Source organism: Mogibacterium diversum (assembly GCF_938028775.1).
In the GTDB taxonomy this organism is placed as follows: Bacteria; Bacillota; Clostridia; order Peptostreptococcales; family Anaerovoracaceae; genus Mogibacterium; species Mogibacterium diversum_A.
The window spans coordinates 46,850-66,572 of record NZ_CALIZG010000017.1; the positions used below are offsets into that span (position 1 = coordinate 46,850).

A 19,723-nucleotide genomic window follows, 5' to 3' on the forward strand; every position below is an offset into this window, starting at 1 on the left:
TAGGCGAGGAACATGGCAGCAAGAGCATCATCAAAGACTGATAGAGTAATAGCTGAACGCCTCATGGTGAGCCCGCTTTTTGAGAATATGACGGTAGATGACGTGCACAACTGCTTTACATGCAGTGGTGCACTCTGCCTATCATTCAAGAAAGGGGACATGATATTCACTGAAGAGGATGAACCAACTAAGCTCCACATCCTCCTAGAGGGTGGAGTGAGGATCGGTTACGATTCCTTCGACGGCAACAGGAGAGTCATCGGAAACTTTACTGATACGGGAGAGGTGTTTGGTGATATCCTGCTGTTTCTCGGCAAAGAGAAGTATGGGGTATTCGCACAGGCAACCTGCGATTCGAAGGTCGTATCGCTTCCGCGCGACTTCATGTCCGGAACGTGCGGCAATGACTGTGGCTACCACAATCAGATGATTAATAACATGCTGATGAGCTTTGCGAGAAATGCTTACGCTCTAAATATGAGGCTCAGGATACTTTCTTGTCCGACGCTCCGTCAGAAAATCGCCAAGATGCTACTCGTATATAACGACAGGGATATGAGCAAGCCCATCAATATGACGAGGGAAGGATTAGCTGAGTTCCTGGGAGTGACGAGACCGTCAGTTTCCAGAGAGCTGATGAAGATGCAGGACGATGGTTTAATCGAGATAAAGGGGCGCAAGATTTACGTCCTTGATCCTGCAGAAATCGAGGCTCTTAACTGATAATCCAAATATAATTGACGCAATTTAAATGTATCAATTGAAAAACAATGCAAAAAGGATAGAACTGTAACATTAGTTACAGATTCTGTCCTTTTTTAATGATATGCTTGTGGCACAAACTTAAAGCAAACATTAATTAAAGCAAAAAACAAATGGACGTTATATAAGAGTTGAAAGGAGAAAACAGATGGAAAACCGTATGTTTTGTTATCAGTGCCAGGAGACAGCAAAGGGCACAGGTTGTACTATGAGAGGTGTCTGTGGCAAGCTTCCAGAGACAGCAGGATTACAGGATCTGCTCGTATACGTAACTAAGGGGCTTTCTGCAGTAACCACACAGCTAAGAGCTGAGGGCAAGGAAGTAAGCGAGCAGGTTAACCACCTAGTATCGCTTAACCTATTCACAACTATCACTAATGCTAACTTCGATGACGAAGCAATCACAGCAAAGATTGTTGAGACACTTACATGTAAGGAGCAGTTACTAAAGCAGCTTGACGATACAAGCAAGCTTCCAGAGGCTGCTAAGTGGAACGGATGCGTTGGTGAGTTCGCTGCAAAGGCTGCTAGCCCAGAGGTTGGAGTACTCGCAACAGAGAACGAGGACGTAAGATCTCTAAGAGAGCTTATCACTTACGGACTAAAGGGACTTTCCGCATACAGCAAGCACGCAAATGCTCTACTTAAGGATAACGTAGATGTTGATGCTTTCATGCAGAAGGCTCTAGCGCTTACACTAGACGATTCTCTATCCGTAGATGACCTAGTTGCACTTACACTAGAGACAGGTAAGTATGGTGTAGATGGTATGGCTCTACTAGATGAGGCAAACACATCCGCTTACGGAAACCCAGAGATCACAAAGGTAGATATCGGTGTTAGAAAGAATCCAGGAATCCTGATTTCTGGTCACGACCTAAAGGACCTCGAAATGCTTCTAGAACAGACAGAGGGAACAGGAGTAGACGTATATACACACTCCGAGATGCTTGCAGGACAGTACTACCCAGCATTCAAGAAGTACGATCACTTCGCTGGTAACTACGGAAATGCATGGTGGAAGCAGAAGGAAGAGTTCGAGAGCTTCAACGGACCAATCCTGATGACAACAAACTGTATCGTGCCACCAGCAGATAGCTACAAGGACAGAATATTTACAACAGGTGCAGCAGGATACCCAGGATGCAAGCACATCGACGGCAAGTACGGTGAGACTAAGGACTTCTCCGAGATCATCGAGCTAGCTAAGAAGTGCCCTGCACCAACAGAGATCGAGACAGGTGAAATCGTGGGTGGATTTGCACACGAGCAGGTATTTGCACTAGCAGATACAGTAGTTGAGGCAGTTAAGTCTGGAGCTATCAAGAAGTTCTTCGTAATGGCTGGCTGCGACGGCAGAATGAAGTCAAGAGACTACTACACAGAGTTTGCAAAGGCTCTACCTAAGGATACAGTAATCCTCACAGCAGGATGCGCTAAGTACAAGTACAACAAGCTAGACCTAGGAGACATCGGCGGAATTCCACGTGTACTCGACGCAGGACAGTGTAACGATTCATACTCACTAGCACTTATCGCGCTCAAGCTCAAGGAAGTATTTGGACTAGACGACGTTAACGAGCTACCAATCGCTTACAACATCGCTTGGTATGAGCAGAAGGCTGTAATCGTTCTTCTCGCACTTCTATACCTCGGTGTTAAGAACATCCACCTAGGACCAACACTACCAGGATTCCTCTCACCAAACGTTGCAAACGTACTCGTTGAGAACTTCGGAATCGCAGGAATCGGATCAGTAGATGACGATATAGAGCTATTCCTTGGTAAATAGGAGGTAACGATGAGTTTATTTCTAGGACCTATACATCAGTGGCTATATGACAAAATCATATTTCAGGAAGACCTCACAGACGCACTGATCGATGCTGGAAAGGCAGAGGGATGGAGCGAGCTGACAGAGGAGCTTGCAAATGAGTGTCACAGCTACGATAGACGTCCGCTTGAAGAGGCGGTTGACCCTGACAACATTCACGGCAGCCTTCAGGCAAGAATTGCAGATGCAGAGAGCAGATATGCGAAGCTAGTTCAGACTATCACAGCTGCAAACCCTGCAAGAGTAGAGGACCTAAAGCAGGCGGCTAGACGCTTCGGCGAGCTAAATGCGGTGCCAACTGGTACTAAGGCAGATGTAGCTTTCGGATACCTCAATAACACACTGCTCGACGGTATGCCATGCGACAATGTAAATGAAATGATTGGTCAGACAGACGACTCCATCACATGGAGACGTAACATGGACATTCACGCTCAGCACTGGGCTAATGAAGAGGATGAACTCTACTACGTGCTCAGAACAGAAATCGTAAAGGGAATGTTCGAGCCTGCAGGTCTATCATACGATGAGCCACAGGAAGGAACATACGAGATTAGAGCGTAACCGCAGCTAGTGATTACATAAAAATTAAATCATAGAGTTGTGGCTGGGCGATTCGCTCGGCCACAGCTTTTTTTATTATATTTTCCGCTCCAACCACTACCGAAAACCACCCTATTGTGCTATAATTTTCAATTAATATCTTAACTTACAATTTGATTTTCATATATAGAAAGAGAGAGGTGCAAAATGGCAATCGTTCTAACAGAACCATCAAGAACATTTAGCGAGTACCTTCTAGTGCCTGGATATTCTAGCGCAGATGCTAGGCCTGAGAATGTGTCGCTCGCGACTCCGATTACTAAATTCAAGAAAGGCGAGGAGCCTAAGATCAAGGCAAATATTCCACTTGTTTCCGCAGTAATGCAGGCTGTTTCTGATGACGGGATGGCGGTTGCATTAGCGAAGGAGGGTGGAATTTCTTTCATCTTCGGTTCTCAGTCAATCGAGAGCCAAGCGGCAATGGTCAAGAAGGTTAAGTCCTACAAGGCAGGCTTCGTACCAAGTGATACCAACGTAAAGCCTGACAGCACACTTGCTGACGTTCTCGCAATCAAAAAGAATTCTGGACACTCGACAGTAGCGGTTACAGATGACGGTACAGGACACGGCAAGCTAGTCGGCCTCGTTACAAGCAAGGACTACAGAGTGAGCAGACTTAGCACAGACACTAAAGTTTCTGAGTTCATGACACCTCTCGAGAGCATCGTGTATGGCAATGCAGGAATCACTCTATCCGAGGCTAACGACATCATCTGGGAGAACAAGGTAAACCAGCTGCCAATCGTGGACAAGGACGGATGCCTAGTAGCATTTGTATTTAGAAAAGACTACGACTCTCACAAGCAGAATCCAAACGAGCTTCTCGACGACAACAAGAGCTTCATCGTAGGTGCAGGAATCAACACTCGTGATTACGAGAAGAGAATCCCAGCGCTCGTAGAGGCAGGCGTAGACGTGCTCACAATAGACTCCTCCGAGGGATATTCAGAGTGGCAGGCTAGAACTCTCAAGTGGGTTAAGGAAAAGTACGGCGACACAGTTAAAATCGGTGCTGGTAACGTCGTAGATAAGGAAGGCTTCGACTTCCTAGCTAAGAGCGGCGCAGACTTCATCAAGGTCGGAATCGGTGGCGGATCCATCTGTATCACTAGAGAGCAGAAGGGAATCGGACGCGGACAAGCATCTGCTGTGCTCGAAGTTGCAGCAGCAAGAGACGAGTGGTTCGAGAAGACAGGTGAGTACATTCCAATCTGCTCCGACGGCGGAATCGTGTACGACTACCACATGACACTAGCACTCGCTATGGGCGCGGACTTCATCATGCTAGGCAGATATTTTGCAAGATTTGACGAGTCGCCATCCGCTAAGGTTATGGTAAATGGCAACTACATGAAGGAGTACTGGGGCGAAGGTTCTGCGAGAGCTCGTAACTGGCAGAGATACGACCTCGGCGGCGATAGTAAACTCAAGTTCGAGGAAGGTGTTGACTCCTACGTTCCATATGCAGGATCGCTGCACGACAACGTAAACCTCTCTCTAGACAAGGTTAAGTCGACAATGTGCAACTGCGGAGTTCTATCTATTCCAGAGCTACAGCAGAATGCAAAGCTTACACTCGTATCGGCAACAAGCATCATCGAGGGTGGAGCGCACGACGTTGTACTCAAGGACAATAGCGTAGCAACAGTAAGACGTTAGGAGCGATAATGGCTAACAAGATATTAATTATTGATTTTGGCGGACAGTACAACCAACTCATCGCCCGTAGGGTTCGTGAGCTCGGCGTGTACTCGGAAGTTCATAATTTCGAAAATGTAACAGTAGATAAGGTCAAGGAATTTGACCCATGTGGCATCATATTCACTGGCGGACCACAGTCCGCATACGGAGAGGGTGCACCAGCAATCGATAGAGGAGTGTTCGAGCTAGGACTCCCGATACTCGGCATCTGTTACGGCGCACAGCTGATGGCACACGAGCTAGGCGGCAAGATCGGAACAGCCCCAACGAGCGAGTACGGCCGCACCGACACAGTGGTTGACTGCAAGGAAGGCCTCTTTGCAGGACTCAGCGACGAAACAGTAACATGGATGAGCCACACTGACTATATCAGCGAGGTACCAGAAGGCTTCAAGATTACCGCGCATACAGAAAACTGCCCAGTTGCAGGTATGGAAGACAGGGAGAGGGGCTACTACGCAGTGCAGTTCCACCCAGAGGTAAATCATACGGCAGAGGGCACAGAGCTGCTTAGCAACTTCATACTGGGCGTGTGTAAGTGCGAGCAGGACTGGAAGATGGATTCCTTTGCTGAAAAGGAAATCGCAGAGATCCGCGAGAAGGTGGGAGACGGCAAGGTGCTACTTGCGCTCTCTGGCGGCGTTGATTCCAGCGTAGTTGCGGCACTTCTGGCAAAGGCAATCGGAAAGCAGCTGACCTGCGTGTTCGTAGACCACGGACTACTCCGTAAGGACGAGGGCGACCAGGTCGAAGAGATATTTGGCAGCAAGGGTGAGTACGACCTCAACTTCGTGCGTGTAAATGCTCAGGAGAGATACTACGCAAAGCTCGCTGGCGTGACAGACCCTGAGACGAAGCGTAAGATCATCGGTGAGGAGTTTATCCGCGTATTTGAAGAAGAAGCCAAGAAGATAGGCGCAGTTGATTTCCTAGCTCAGGGAACAATCTACGCAGATATCATCGAGAGCGGTCTCGGCAAGTCGGCAGTTATCAAGTCGCACCACAATGTGGGCGGACTGCCAGACCACGTTGATTTTAAGGAAATCATCGAGCCACTCCGCATGCTGTTCAAGGACGAAGTGCGAGCACTAGGAAGAGAGCTAGGCCTCCCAGACTATCTGGTTGACCGTCAGCCATTCCCAGGACCAGGCCTCGGCATAAGAATCATCGGTGAAGTTACAGCTGAGAAGGTCAAGATAGTGCAGGAAGCGGATGCAATCTACCGCGAGGAGATAGCAAAGGCGGGCTTCGAAGGCTCAATTAGCCAGTACTTCGCAGCCCTAACTAATATGAGATCAGTCGGCGTAATGGGCGACTTCCGTACTTACGATTATGCGGTTGCAATCCGTGCGGTCGAGACAGTTGACTTCATGACAGCAGAGGCGGTGGAAATCCCGTGGTCAGTGCTGCAGAAGGTGATGAATAGAATAATAAATGAGGTGGATCACGTGAATAGGGTGTTCTACGATCTGACCTCTAAGCCACCGGGAACGGTTGAGTTTGAGTAGCCTAAGTACTAATTGAAACCATTGATATTACTGATTATTCTAAGGTTTCAAGTGGTTAGCTGAAGTATTTTTTTCATACTTGAATTGTCAAGCTAAGTGCAACACAGTTGAATAACAAACTTCATATGGTGTTTTGAACCCAAGGCATTTCCGTAGTCGTTTGTTCATTTCATCCACTTTGCTTTGTATGTACACTTCTGGCACATCATCAAGGTCATAACTTTTAGGAAAATACTCTCTGAACAGTCCATTTGTATTTTCTTTTGCCCCCCGTTGCCAAGGATGATGTGGCAGTGGAAAATAAAACTTACCCTTTTCGAGTGCAGCAGAAAATTCATCATGTTTGGCAAATTCCATGCATCTATCCGGCGTAATTGAATGACATGGTTGTCCCTTGAGACACGAAATCATAGTGTATTTTACAGATAAATAATCTTTCTTCGTGGCTTTAGACCTTAGAAGAAACCGACTCTTCCTATCGATAAGAGTAACAAGGCAGGCTCCGCTCCTCTTGCCAATAACTGTATCAGTTTCCCAGTACCATATATGGGTTCGGTTATTAGCTTCCTGAGGTCTGTCTGAAATATTGTTGCTGATTGGAATTTTACCGCGTCTTTCAATGTAAGTCTTGGTATGTCGGGATTTTCCACGATGATGAAGTTTGCGGATAGCACCACGATTGCTATTCAAAGAATGCTCTTTGTCAGTGCCAAATATTCCTGAATATATAGCACGATATATTGTTGTATAACTAACATACAGCTCTGATTGCTCCAGCTTTAGCCGACCGCATATTTGCTCAGGTGACCATTTTAATATCAGAAACTTATCTCTAACATATTTGAATATTTCAGGATTAGAGAGCTTAAGTTTGGGTTTGCGATTGATACGAGTTCTAAATATTTAGTATGAGCTGCACTAGGTGAATAAGTCCCATTACAGCAATTGCATGCTATTTCTCTTGAAACTGTAGATTTATCACGATGAATAGTTTCTGCTATATAGCTTAATGTTTTGTTTTGAGAGTGACGAAGAAATATCTTTTCTCTCTCAATTGGTGTAAGATGTTTGTAATGACTCATAGTTCCTCCTTGGATATTGGATGTCTTAGCAAACACCATTATACCAAGGATATGGGTCATTATTTAATTGTTGCATTTGAATGTAAATTCAAGAGATAAAAAAACCTAAGTTCTTATTAGCAGAAAATGTTAAAGGAACGATGGCGAAAAGGCATAATAGTGCTGTTGAAAATATTGTTTCTCAATTTGAAGAAGATGGCTACGATGTTTTTATTCATTTGTTAAATGCTAGTGATTATGGTGTTCCTCAGGACAGAAAAAGAGTTTTCTATATTGGATTTAGGAAGTATTTAAACATCAAATTTGAACCACCTAAACCATACGAGTCAAAGTTGACTTTTAAAGATGCGATATTTGATTAAAAAGATTTGGCAATTCAGCTTTGGAATTCACAGTGCGTCTACAAAAGTTGAACCGAGTCTGAAGCTTGATATACAAATATAGGTATGACAACAACTATAATTTCGATAGATTGCAGATGGTCAGGAGATATGTAATATGGAAAGTTATTTTGAACCCACAGGCAGACTTATAATGTCAATTGGTAAAGATTTAATTAAAGATCTTCCAGCAGCTATAGTTGAACTTGTGAAAAATTCATATGATGCAGATGCTACTTATGTAAAAATCACATATAGGAAAGATAATAATATATTAAAAATTATTGTTGAGGATGATGGACATGGTATGAGTCAAAAAACTGTCTTAGGGGCATGGATGGTACCATCAACTGATTATAAATTGAAAAAGAAAAAGAGTCCTAAAGGAAGAGTATATCAAGGTAGAAAAGGAATTGGGCGGTATGCGGTATCATTGCTTGGTAATAAACTGGAATTAATTACCATAAAAGATTCTATCAAAACATCGGCATTTTTTGATTGGAATGAATTTAATTCAGAAAAGAAACTTAGTGAAATACCAATTACGATTACTACTTGTAAAACGGTTGATCATAGTGGAACTAAGCTCATTATTACAAATGAATATAACAATGGGCTTGTTGATAAGATTAATGAGTCTGATGTGAAAAAAATTGAAAAGGAACTATCTAAACTTCTATCAAATATAGATGATTTTAGGATAGAAGTTTGTTATGAGGATTTTTACATTGATAGCACTAAAAATATGTGCAAAATAATTTCACAATTAGAGTTTGATAATGCTTGGCATTATAGATTAACTGGTAAGGTAAATGCTGATTTTAGTTATGAATTAACATATTATAATTTTTATACAAAAGAAGAAAAATCATTCAATAGTAGCTTTGCAGATGACAAGATTTTAATGAAAAATTCAGCATCTTGTGGAGGTGTATACATTGATTATAGGGTTTATGATAAAGATCCTCATGGAATAGAAGTAATAATGAATTTCATCAATGGGAATCAAAATACAAAACTATCAAAAACTGATGTAAGGAATATGTTAATAGACCAATCAGGTATAAGTATATTCAGAAGCGACTTTAGAATAAGACCATATGGAGATAAGGGATTTGACTGGTTAAATTTAGATTCTAAACGTGTTCAGAATCCGAGTATGTCAATTGGTTCTGAACAAATTAATGGTAGGATTAGTATAGAATCTGAGGAAAATTCAGGATTGAAAGAAAAAAGTGCGAGAGACGGATTGTATGAAAATACTAACTACCATGCTTTGCAGAGAGTTGCAAATTTGAGTCTTAATATATTACAGAGAGAAAGATTTAATTATAGACAAAAGACTTCTAAGAAGAAGCCTGAAGCAATCGATAGACTCTTTGATTTCAGTCATACTAATGAAAAGATGGAAAAAGCAGTTGAAAAAGCTTATAAAAATTTAAAAAAGTATCCTGATAAAACTGATGAACACATCAGTATATTGAATCAAGAAATAAGCAAAGAGATACAAGCATTAGAAAAGGAGAAGGAGGTAGAGTTTTTAGAGGTAAAGAAAACTATAGCTATATATCAAAAGCAAACAACATTAGGTAATGTTATCAGTGTAGTGTTACATGAAGGAAGAAAACCTCTCACATGGTACACCAACAAATTACCACAAATGAATCGTAAACTAAAAAAATTAGAAGACAAGAAAGAAATCAGTGCTATTGTTTATGAAGATTTGTCAAGTGACATTAATAAATTAGACTGTGAAGCAAGACAAATGAGCGGTTTTTTCGATCGATTAGATCCATTAGCATCTAACAAAAGAAAGAAAAAGAGAAAAGTTAATGTTGATGAAAAAATAAAAGCGGTGGTTGGTATATTTGAATCGAAAATAGAGGAAGAAAACATAACTATTGAATATGACCTAGATAAAAATATTATGTTGGATGTAATTGAAGAAGATTTATATATGGCGTTAACAAATATTATAGATAATGCTGTATTTTGGGTTCAACATACTAAGTGTAATAATAAAGTGATAAAAATAAAATTGTACGGTAGTTCGGATGATGTAACTATAGAAATTGGTGATAATGGACCGGGTATTCCTACAGAAGATATAATAGATAATTTATTATTTTTGCCAGGATATTCAAGGAAATACACTGTATTAGAAGAAAACGGTACTGGATTAGGTCTTTCTATTGCGGGAGAAGCTGTCCAACGAAATCAGGGTAGTTTAGAAGCTATAGATTCCACAAATGGTGCATTATTTAGAATAAGCTTCAGAAAGGAGACTAATAATACTGATGAGTAATATTAACTTTTTATTAATTGATGATGAATCAGAACAGGAAGAGATATTTAAAAGTGCTATTGACGAAATAAATGCAGAGAATACTTCAAATAACTTAACATATAAAGCAGTAAAAACGCCTGAAGAAGCTATGGTAGAGTTATATAAGAATTATTTTCAAGCAATAATAATGGATTTGAAATTAACAAATGATGATAATACAAGCAATGATGACGAACAAATATCAGGAAATATTTTGTTAAATCAAATAATACAAAAAGAGATAATCCCGATTGTGGTCAGAACTGGATTTCCAAGTAAAGTAAGCGATAATATTAACCAAAGAATAGTTAAAGTTTTATCTAAAGATGTACCTTTATATGATGTAATCAAGGAATTGATAGAAAAGTATAGTGACTCAGTTTTTAAAATTTTTGGTTCAAGAGGAGAAATTAACAATAATATAAAGGAGTTGTTTTGGGAAGTAATGCCTATTTACTTTGCCAATGAAGATAATGATATATCACCATTACCGCAGGATAAACAAGAAACTGTAATAATAAGATATATCTCAAGCTGGTTTTCTAATAAATATATGTTTGATGAGAAGTATATTGATGTTGAACCTATAGAAATGTATATGTTTCCAAATCCCATTTTGCAAGTGTGTACATGCGACATTTATAAGAAGAATATCAGTGAAGATAATTATGAGTATTTTATTGTGTTAACACCGTCATGCGATCTTGCTAATAAAAAGGTGGATGAGGTGATATTGTGTAAAATAAAAAAGCATGATGAAATACAGTCGTTTGTAGACCAATTGAATTGTTATAATAATGAGTCAAACAAAAATTCTAAAAAAGCAAAAAATGCAAAGTTATCCTTAGCTAAGTGGTTTAGGAATTCCCACCCTGAATCAATGCGGTATCATTTTTTACCTAAAGTTAATAATTTTACTGGAGGGTTTGTGGATTTTCGATCTATAATATCTCTAAAATATGATAAAGATAGTGGAGAGATTAATAACGAAGAATATTCAAAAGTTGGTGTAATAACTGAAAGTTTTAAGAGAGATATAGTATCAAGATTTAGCGCATATTATCAAAGACAAGGGCAACCTACATTTAATACTGATAGTATATTGGAAAAATATTTTTAATTTGAATTTTTAGAAAGGAGGTGTGGTTATGCTAAATATAGTAGATGTGTTTTCGGGAGCAGGTGGATTAACCGAAGGGTTTAGGTATAAAGACTATTATAATTTTATTTGTCATATAGAAATGGACAAAGATGCTTGCTCTTCTTTAGAATTAAGAAACATATATTACTGTTTAAAAAAAGAAAATAACCTATCTCCATATTTTGAATATATTCAAGGTAAAATCTCAAGATCTGATTTGTATTCAATTATACCAAGAGATCTAACTAAAGATATATTGAATAAGGAAATCAGTAAAGATACCATCCCCTCGATTTTTGAATTTATTGACCAAAAATTAGGCAATAATGATTTAGATGGTATTATTGGTGGACCGCCATGTCAGGCATATTCTACAATTGGTAGAGCCAATAACAAGTCGAAGAAATCTACTGATAAAAGAATTTATCTATATAAACATTATTTAGATTTTCTGGATAAATATAAACCAAAGTTCTTTGTTTTTGAAAATGTTAAAGGGTTACTTTCTTTTAAAGATTTATCAGGAGAGTTACTCCTGCCAAAAATAATTTACGAATTCGATAAGTGCGGATATGAGGTAGAATATCAAATAATAGATGCAAGTAACTATGGTGTAGTACAAAAAAGAGAACGTTTAATTCTTGTAGGATATCGAAAAGATTTAGTATTCGATAACTCGTTCTTTGACTGCTTGGCTGAATATGTTGAGCCTACCCCAACTATAAAAGAATTATTTGAGGACTTGCCAAGTATAAAGTCTGGAGAAAGTTCTCATAAGTATCGTTGTGATGTTTCAAGCCAGTTTGTTGAAAAATATATTCGTAAAAAAGATGATGTTTTAACACAACATGCCGCAAGACCTCATAATGAAAATGATTTGAAGATATATAAATTGGTATTAAAGGTTAAGAAAAAAGGCACTAATTTAAGATATACCGATATTCCAGAAGAATTGCAAACACATTCTAATACGACATCTTTTTTAGATAGATATAAAGCTTTGGATTATAATTCCGTCAGTCATACGGTTGTTGCTCATATTGCAAAGGATGGACATTATTATATTCATCCAAATTCAAGACAGAATCGTTCAATTACAGTAAGAGAAGCAGCTAGAATACAAGGCTTTCCAGATGATTTTTATTTTGAAAATTCACGAACAGCTGCATTTAAACAAATAGGAAATGCCGTTCCGCCAATTCTATCTAAAAAAATTGCAATGGCCATAGTAGATTTTTTGAGAGGGATAAAAGAGAATATTTGAATTATCCCTCATCTCGTTGCCCATATATTTATCATAATTTTTCTGATTTGATACAGTTGTTTCTGATTAGATTTTGCAGAAGAATACTCTTGTATTAGGGTATTATTTTTGGTCTATAATTTTATCACTTGTCAAGCAGAAATGACGGTTTGCTAATATCGGTGGTAAGAAAAGACGATATCATCAAAGTTTATTAGGTTCTTACGAAAAATAGTTACAGAAGCCTTCCATCATTTTGGTGGGAGGCTTTTGGTGGGTCATCAAAGTTTTTTAGGGGCAAATTTTAGAGTCTGGTTTTAGGGTCTTACGAAATGTAAATGGATTGGGCAGTTTGCCCAATCCATTTTGCATGGGAAAGCATTAGTGGTTTGATTACTAGCCTTTGTAAATTGGATTCTTGCGAGTAGCAAAAAGGAACCGATTTCTCATGTGTTCGAAGTTTCGAAATCCTCCTCCTAGTCGCTTTAGGTCTTTTGTTTTGCGATTTAAAGATTCAATTGGACCATTAGAAAGACTGCTGTTATATATGCCATCTGGTCCGAGCCTATCCACCATTATGAATGAGTTAATAATGGGATTCTTGTATTTACGTAGTAAATTTCAAAATTCAACGAATATCTGGTATTTACTACTGCAGTATTTGTGTATTAGGGAATCTATTTCTTCAGCAGCTTTTAAGGGGTTACCAGCATTTCTAGAATTAAATCTTACGTATTCTTCTTTTAAATCTCTGAAGACCTTGATATATGGGTGAAGAGCTAGAAATTTTTCCTCTTATCCAAAAGTGTATATGAAATACCTAAAGTGTCTGTCATATCTAGGTTCTAAGTGATATTTTAAATGCTATTGATTCTTAAGAAGCAACCACCGATACTTCTTAAGAAGATATACTTCATCTGAAATAGGAGTTCTTTGCTGATGCCCGTATTTTGAAAAATTTGCACATCGTTTAGATTCATCTCGTACTTTATATTCCATTTTGTAGGTTACGAAGAAACATGTCAAGAGAATGAATGATCCATTGCATTACATGGAAAGAATCCACTACAGATACAGCATTAGGGAAGTATTTTTTTACATAACTTAAATAAGGGTTATACATATCTGAAATTAGATACTTAACATTAGCACGTTCTTTTAAAGAAATATTTGAGAAATATGGTTCAGTAACTCTATCTAATCTGCTGTGAATAATATTAGAAATGTCGCCAGCTTTGATTTATTATAAGATCTACATGTATTGGAATAAGTGCACATATGTGATAAATTACTTATATATCGTGAGTTTAAGGTTATTTGGATTGATAACCATTCTATATTTTATAACCAAGGAAATTAAACATAGTTGATTATATATACACTTAACAAACGAAAAGCCTTTCATCATTTTGGATTTTGTGGAAAATAGCTAATCGTATAGTTGAAGCTGGGGAGGAGTTGTAAAATATGGGATTTTGGATATTTATGTTCATCATCACATTATTCATACCTGCTGCGTTATTATTAACTTGGTATTTATGCCCGAAGCTCAAAACGATTAATAATGCAAGTGGGTATAGAACGAAGCAGTCTATGAAAAATCAAGATACATGGGATTTTGCACAAAAACATTGTGCAAAAATATCGCTATATATGTTTTTTCCTTCGTTAATATTGGCAATTGCAATTATGCCTAGAGTTATTAATATGTCAATAGATAGGATAGGCTGGATAGGGCTTGGTATTACAATAATTCAAATGATAAGTTTTGTTGTAATTATTATATCTACTGAAAAATCATTAAAGAATACCTTTGATGAAAGTGGAAACAGAGTGTAAAGAACAGCCTACTTAAAGGTAGAGATAAATTCCAGTTTCGTTTAAATTATCGAACAGTATAAAAGACAAAGCACATGACTTTAAGATAATAAAATAGGACATCAAAGTTTTTAGGGTCTGGTTTTATAGTCTTACGAAAAATGTTCGCAGAAGCCTTCCAGCATTTTGGGTGGTCTTTTGTAGAAAAGTAGCGATATAGAAAAAAGACTTTTAGGAGGTACAGCATGCTAACAATAAATGATATTCTAAATGAGAACTTTGAGTGGGATGAAGTTATAATTGATGAAGATGAATTTGAGGAATTAAGCACAGAGCTTATTATTGATTTTCTTAAGAAAAATACTCCGAAAGAAAGGCAGCTATTAGCAATAAGTTGGAACTTTGATAATTCTAAAAAAGTAATCCAGTGGATTGTTGAGCAGCCGGATACTGACAGAGGCACAATCCTTTATTTGTACTGGTACATGGCACCTAGTTTTTACAAAGAGAACTGTGCAGACAGAAAAGAGTGCGAAGAAAAATATTCATGGGGTTTAGAAGATTATGACATCATAAGTACCATTGAGACAAACTATCTTTCGGATTTCTATAATGCACAAATTTATGCATTCAATCCTACTAACGATTTATATTCTGATGGATATGATTGGACAAAAGAATATGACGAAAGTAAAGCAAAAGTAAAGATACCTGATGTAATGTTTAAGGCATTAGAAGGTGAAATTCTTGAAAATCCAGGTTGGGATGAAGGAATTCCAACTGATCTTTCTGAAATTATGGACAAACTTTACAGCGCTTTGGATGAATAGAAAATTTCCAATTTATCTAGCTCATTCGAAATATGCTTACATAAGCCTTCCATCATTTTGGTGGGAGGCTTTTAGGTAATAGCGGATGACAAATACGAAGTTGTAGAGGAATAAAATGAAACCTTGGAGTAAACTTCAAATACAAATATTATATTAAAGCTCAAGCGAGGGATTATGGAAACATATAAAATTGCACATTTTGGAACTTTTGATGCATCTCAGTTGGACTTGGAAATAATAGCAATTTATAACAACGATTTAGAAGCATTGAAAAAACTGCTCGGGAAAAGGATTAATAAGATTATTAAAATAAATGGAGCATATCCCGAGCCTTTTACGCCGCTTGAAGTAGCACTGTACTTAAACAAAAAAGGTATTATCAAATATTTATTTGATAACAATGCATCCCACAAAGGAAAATTCCATCCGAAGCCGATTGAAATTGCGGTAAGGTGTTGTGATGCCGAAACAGTGCGGATGTTTCAAAATGATTTGGAAAGTTTGGACGAAGAGAAAAAAGCTGAGCTTTTAAAAACGGCTTTTTGGGGAGATCATACGGCTGAAAACATAGACGCTTTAGAGAGTCTCGGTATCACCATCGCCAAATACGGCGGACTTATGCTAAGATATTCAGCTTTTAATAATGATATTGAAACGGTGAGACTTTTCTTAGAAAAGGGCGCCGATGTAAATTATCACAAAGCGGACTCGGTATTTAACGATACAAGTACACCAATATTGGAAGCTGTGAGATGCAGTAACCTTGAAATTGTTCGTTTGCTTGTCGAGCATGGAGCGGACACAAGTATCAAAAATAAGCGCGGAGAAAGACCATATTCTCTTGCCGTTAAGAATGGTAACAGAGAAATAATAGAGTTTTTAGCAAAATACGAATCAAAAGATTCGCATAATATAGATAGCAAGAATACAGAACTACATAAGTATAACTTACCGAATAGTCTGGTCGATTTTCTAAAAGGTGACAAACTCACGATAAAATTTACCAATGACAAGTATTGCAAGTTTATACGTTTTTACTCATATCTCGATACTGTAGAAAAGAAATGGAAAAGAAAAAAAGTGCTGTCATTGGTTGCGGAAGTAGACAATTACAGCGCTGTGGATATCGTTTGGCAACCTAATAAACAAATGATTTGTGCTATTGACGAGGAACAATGTATCTTTACTCCACTTACCTCTTGGGAGGAGTTTTATATGAATATGGAAAGATATGTTTTGGCATACTTGAATGGAGAATATGAATAAAAACTCAATTAATTTAAATACACATAAAGAAATGATAAATAAATTGTCCTAATATTTTATAATCTAAAACACACGGAGACCAACAATGACCACCACAACCCAAGAAAAATACGAACTAACCATCACTGCCGACAATCTAATTTCAACGGATACAAGGTTTGATGAAGACAATCTAAACCTAGGTGACAACTACGAACCAATAGATGCATATTTCGTTTCCGCTAATAACGAAAAGATATACAGGCAGAGAAATAAAGGCGAGATGCGAATTTCTAACCAAACTCTTCCACGACTAGCTTGTCAGATTTTTGAAAGACAGATTTTTGATTTATCAGACTTAGATAAAAAAGAATTTCCTGTATGCAAATATAGTCCTAAACAAACCCTGATTCGTGGTATTTTTCCAGACAAAGAAGCATATAGAGATTACAAGAAATCTATGGAGTTCTTAATCTATAGGAGAGAAGGTGGTCCGCAGTTTGTCATTTATTCATGGAATATTTTTTCAACACTTGTATTCGTGCAGGAATGTTTAAAGCGGTTTGGAAAACCTGATGATAAGTTTATTCTTATATACAGGGAGAAATCCAAAGGTGATGGACCTACAGATGACGACGGTGGTGGTAACCCTGTATCGGATTGTAAGATTCATTACTCAAAATTGCTACTCGAATCGAAAAATCTAATTTTCAGAGGTGCCCCAGGCACTGGTAAATCGTATCTTGCCAAGCAGATTGCCGCCGACATAATAAGTAATGGATATACAGACAAATGGGCTGATCTAACAGAAGAGCAGAGAAGACAAGTAGAGTTTGTACAGTTCCATCCAAGCTACGATTATTCAGATTTCGTTGAAGGTCTAAGACCTAAAATGAATGAAGATGGAAGCATGGGATTCGAATTAAAAGACGGTATATTTAAAAGCTTTGTAGATAGAGCAAGACGAAACTTCGAGGATTCTCAGAAGCCTATAGATGTAAGAGAGAAAGAGATGTCTTCTAACACCGCTCTCGAGGAATTCTTTGCAGATATTGAGTTCGGAGAAGAAGAATTTAAAACTATAAAGGGAAATAAATTTACTATCACCAATATGGATGATAAGCACATTTACCTTGCAATACCAGGCAATGAAACAGTAAATAAACTAAGCCTAAATATAGATGAATTACGAAAGATGCTCGAGTCTGGACTCGAATTCAATAAAGTAAGCGATATTACTAAGTTCTTCGGTAAGCAATTCGGCACGCAGAACTACTCATACGATTTTGCATTATTTAAAGCCATCAAAGAAGCAGGGAAGACTAACCAAAAGGCAAAAGTCGAAGCAGAGCCTTTAAAGAAATTCATCTTCATCATCGATGAGATAAACCGTGGAGAGATTTCAAAAATCCTCGGTGAGCTATTCTTTGCGATAGATCCAGGATACCGTGGACAGGCTGGTGAAGTGGCAACACAGTACTCAAATATGCATGTTAACCCAGATGAGAAGTTCTACATCCCTGAGAATGTATATATCATAGGCACTATGAACGATATAGACAGGTCTGTAGATAGCTTTGATTTTGCTATGCGTAGAAGGTTTAGGTTCGTTGAGGTGAGAGCTGAATCTACACAGGATATGCTCGATACAATAGCAGATGAAGATATTAAGAATGAGGCAATTGCAAGGATGGATAGACTGAATGCTGAGATTCTCAAAGTAGAGGGCCTAAACGATAACTATCAGATTGGTGCTTCGTATTTCCTTAAGCTAAAGTATCTGGATTTCGATGACTTTTGGACTGACTACCTTGAGCCACTACTACAAGAGTATGTGCGTGGCCTATATGATGAAAAGGGCATCATGAAGAGGTTTGCTAGAGCATATGGATATTCTGCCCTAGATGAAGGTGCTACAGATGAAGCAGCTCAAAATTAAGGATAATCAATACCTGCCAAAGGAGGATTTTTATCAAGTAAAATCCATAGTATCGCACGTTTCCGACAAAACGTTAGAGCAGCTAGAGCGAGAGGGTGTATTCGTATTTCCTGAGATTATCAAGGATGCGGAAGACATAACCAAGGATCAGATGATTCTACAAAGCTGTAACGATATGTATTGCTCTGGAAACGTCATGGGATTCCTCGGATCGGGCGATGAACGCCTGGTAATCGAATCTAGATTTGGCCTTGGCGATAATGACTATTTCTTCCAGTACCTATTAGAAAAGGTGCTGGATTTTCCTAATTTTATAAGTCTGGATACCAATGCTAACCAGGAGGAGCGGATGTTTAATCTGCTTCTATTTCTATTCCCTCACTATCTCAAAGTCGCTGCTAGAAAAGGTGCTTTCAAGACATACATACACAATAAATACAATGATGGCAACGTAAGAGGAACGATAGATATTGCAAGGTATATCAAGAGTAATATTCCCTTTGTAGGTAATATTGCATACAACCAGAGGGAATACTCATTTGATAACTATCTCATGGAGCTAATAAGGCACACTATCGAGCACATCAAGAGTAAATCATACGGATACAACCTTCTTAATAAAGTAAAGGATGAGGTAAAGCTCGTTATAGACGCCACTCCTAAATACAGGGCGACAGATAGAAGGCGAGTTCTCGAAGCAAACAGGAAGAACACAATTCGCCATGCGTACTATCACGAATATAGGGATCTGCAGAGGCTTTGTATATTAATCCTTCAAAATCAGAAGCACAAGTTCGGCGACGGTCACCGAAAAGTATACGGCATACTGTTCGATGGTGCGTGGCTATGGGAGGAATACATTAATTCCCTTATCGGCGATATGTTCTATCATCCAATGAATAAGTCTGGCACCGGCGCACAGAGGCTATTTGACGGCGGTGTAGGCTTGATATATCCAGACTTCATAGGTAAGAATCCAGCTGATAGAGTCATTGCCGATGCTAAATACAAGCCAATTGATAATATCGGGAACAAAGACTATCTGCAGGTGCTTGCCTATATGTTCAGGTTCGATTCTAAACGCGGATATTATATCTATCCAGATTCAATTGAGTCGGGCAGTAAATGCCTAATGATGAATGAGGGTTCAACGTACGAAGGAAATGTGTCAGCTAGAAAAGATGTGCGCATAACCAAGCTTGGGCTGAGGATTCCGGGGGAATCAATGGATTATAAGGATTTTACTAAACAGATTAATCATAGCGAAAAAGAATTTATAAATGCGATAAAAAAAGCATATTAAAAACAATA

17 protein-coding genes and 1 pseudogene are annotated in these 19,723 nt (G+C 38.4%); 15 read left to right on the forward strand and 3 right to left on the reverse strand.

Features of this window, described 5'->3' with window-relative positions; all coding sequences use genetic code 11:
* Positions 1-12: 12 nt before the first annotated feature.
* The 5 genes from Q7O90_RS04005 (at position 13) to guaA (ending at position 6,408) form a co-directional block, all read left to right on the forward strand.
* On the forward strand, positions 13-723 hold the full coding sequence (locus Q7O90_RS04005) for a Crp/Fnr family transcriptional regulator (RefSeq protein ID WP_298573444.1): 711 nt from the start codon (positions 13-15) through the stop codon (positions 721-723).
* A gap of 187 nt (positions 724-910) precedes the next feature.
* Complete coding sequence (gene hcp / locus Q7O90_RS04010) at positions 911-2,554, forward strand: hydroxylamine reductase (protein ID WP_304127791.1); 1,644 nt, start codon at positions 911-913, stop codon at positions 2,552-2,554.
* Positions 2,555-2,563: 9 nt separating this feature from the next.
* Positions 2,564-3,160, forward strand: coding sequence for a hypothetical protein (locus Q7O90_RS04015; RefSeq protein ID WP_298573442.1), 597 nt, complete (start codon positions 2,564-2,566; stop codon positions 3,158-3,160).
* A 186-nt stretch (positions 3,161-3,346) separates the two neighbouring features.
* The gene (locus tag Q7O90_RS04020; protein ID WP_304127794.1) at positions 3,347-4,858 is read left to right on the forward strand and encodes an IMP dehydrogenase; all 1,512 of its coding nucleotides are present in this window, start codon (positions 3,347-3,349) and stop codon (positions 4,856-4,858) included.
* An 8-nt stretch (positions 4,859-4,866) separates the two neighbouring features.
* Positions 4,867-6,408, forward strand: a complete 1,542-nt coding sequence (guaA, locus tag Q7O90_RS04025) for a glutamine-hydrolyzing GMP synthase (protein WP_304127797.1) — start codon at positions 4,867-4,869, stop codon at positions 6,406-6,408.
* An 87-nt stretch (positions 6,409-6,495) separates the two neighbouring features.
* Here the strand turns inward: guaA and Q7O90_RS04030 are convergent.
* Positions 6,496-7,490, reverse strand: a pseudogene (locus Q7O90_RS04030) (IS30 family transposase).
* 95 nt (positions 7,491-7,585) lie between these two features.
* On the opposite strand from Q7O90_RS04030, the gene Q7O90_RS04035 reads away from it, so the two are divergent.
* Genes Q7O90_RS04035 through Q7O90_RS04050 form a run of 5 tightly spaced genes read left to right on the forward strand, consistent with a single transcriptional unit; the run spans position 7,586 to position 12,601 of the window.
* Positions 7,586-7,852, forward strand: coding sequence for a DNA cytosine methyltransferase (locus Q7O90_RS04035; protein WP_304127954.1), 267 nt, complete (start codon positions 7,586-7,588; stop codon positions 7,850-7,852).
* Complete coding sequence (locus Q7O90_RS08235; RefSeq protein WP_442929241.1) at positions 7,836-7,934, forward strand: HaeIII family restriction endonuclease; 99 nt, start codon at positions 7,836-7,838, stop codon at positions 7,932-7,934. The genes Q7O90_RS04035 and Q7O90_RS08235 overlap by 17 nt, the downstream gene beginning before the upstream one ends.
* 54 nt (positions 7,935-7,988) lie before the next feature.
* Positions 7,989-10,175, forward strand: coding sequence for a sensor histidine kinase (locus tag Q7O90_RS04040; protein ID WP_304127800.1), 2,187 nt, complete (start codon positions 7,989-7,991; stop codon positions 10,173-10,175).
* Entirely contained in the window at positions 10,168-11,316 is a 1,149-nt protein-coding gene (locus Q7O90_RS04045) for a hypothetical protein (RefSeq protein ID WP_304127802.1), read from the forward strand. The genes Q7O90_RS04040 and Q7O90_RS04045 overlap by 8 nt, the downstream gene beginning before the upstream one ends.
* Before the next feature lie 28 nt (positions 11,317-11,344).
* On the forward strand, positions 11,345-12,601 hold the full coding sequence (locus Q7O90_RS04050; protein WP_304127805.1) for a DNA cytosine methyltransferase: 1,257 nt from the start codon (positions 11,345-11,347) through the stop codon (positions 12,599-12,601).
* A gap of 375 nt (positions 12,602-12,976) precedes the next feature.
* Here the strand turns inward: Q7O90_RS04050 and Q7O90_RS08240 are convergent, their stop codons facing one another.
* Entirely contained in the window at positions 12,977-13,156 is a 180-nt protein-coding gene (locus Q7O90_RS08240) for a transposase (RefSeq protein WP_442929242.1), read from the reverse strand.
* 412 nt (positions 13,157-13,568) lie between these two features.
* Positions 13,569-13,820 (reverse strand): transposase, encoded by a 252-nt coding sequence (locus Q7O90_RS08245; RefSeq protein ID WP_442929243.1) that lies wholly within the window; start codon positions 13,818-13,820, stop codon positions 13,569-13,571.
* 227 nt (positions 13,821-14,047) lie between these two features.
* On the opposite strand from Q7O90_RS08245, the gene Q7O90_RS04060 reads away from it, so the two are divergent.
* The 5 genes from Q7O90_RS04060 (at position 14,048) to Q7O90_RS04080 (ending at position 19,715) form a co-directional block, all read left to right on the forward strand.
* Positions 14,048-14,419 carry an SdpI family protein gene (locus Q7O90_RS04060; RefSeq protein WP_304127808.1) on the forward strand — a complete coding sequence of 124 codons (372 nt, stop codon included), beginning with the start codon at positions 14,048-14,050 and terminating at the stop codon, positions 14,417-14,419.
* Between the two features lie 224 nt (positions 14,420-14,643).
* The gene (locus Q7O90_RS04065) at positions 14,644-15,228 is read left to right on the forward strand and encodes a DUF4274 domain-containing protein (protein ID WP_304127809.1); all 585 of its coding nucleotides are present in this window, start codon (positions 14,644-14,646) and stop codon (positions 15,226-15,228) included.
* Positions 15,229-15,402: 174 nt separating this feature from the next.
* The gene (locus Q7O90_RS04070; protein WP_304127812.1) at positions 15,403-16,494 is read left to right on the forward strand and encodes an ankyrin repeat domain-containing protein; all 1,092 of its coding nucleotides are present in this window, start codon (positions 15,403-15,405) and stop codon (positions 16,492-16,494) included.
* A gap of 85 nt (positions 16,495-16,579) precedes the next feature.
* Positions 16,580-18,412 (forward strand): AAA family ATPase, encoded by a 1,833-nt coding sequence (locus Q7O90_RS04075; protein WP_304127814.1) that lies wholly within the window; start codon positions 16,580-16,582, stop codon positions 18,410-18,412.
* Positions 18,393-19,715 carry a 5-methylcytosine restriction system specificity protein McrC gene (locus Q7O90_RS04080; protein WP_304127816.1) on the forward strand — a complete coding sequence of 441 codons (1,323 nt, stop codon included), beginning with the start codon at positions 18,393-18,395 and terminating at the stop codon, positions 19,713-19,715. Before Q7O90_RS04075 ends, Q7O90_RS04080 begins: the two co-directional genes overlap by 20 nt.
* Positions 19,716-19,723 lie beyond the last annotated feature (8 nt).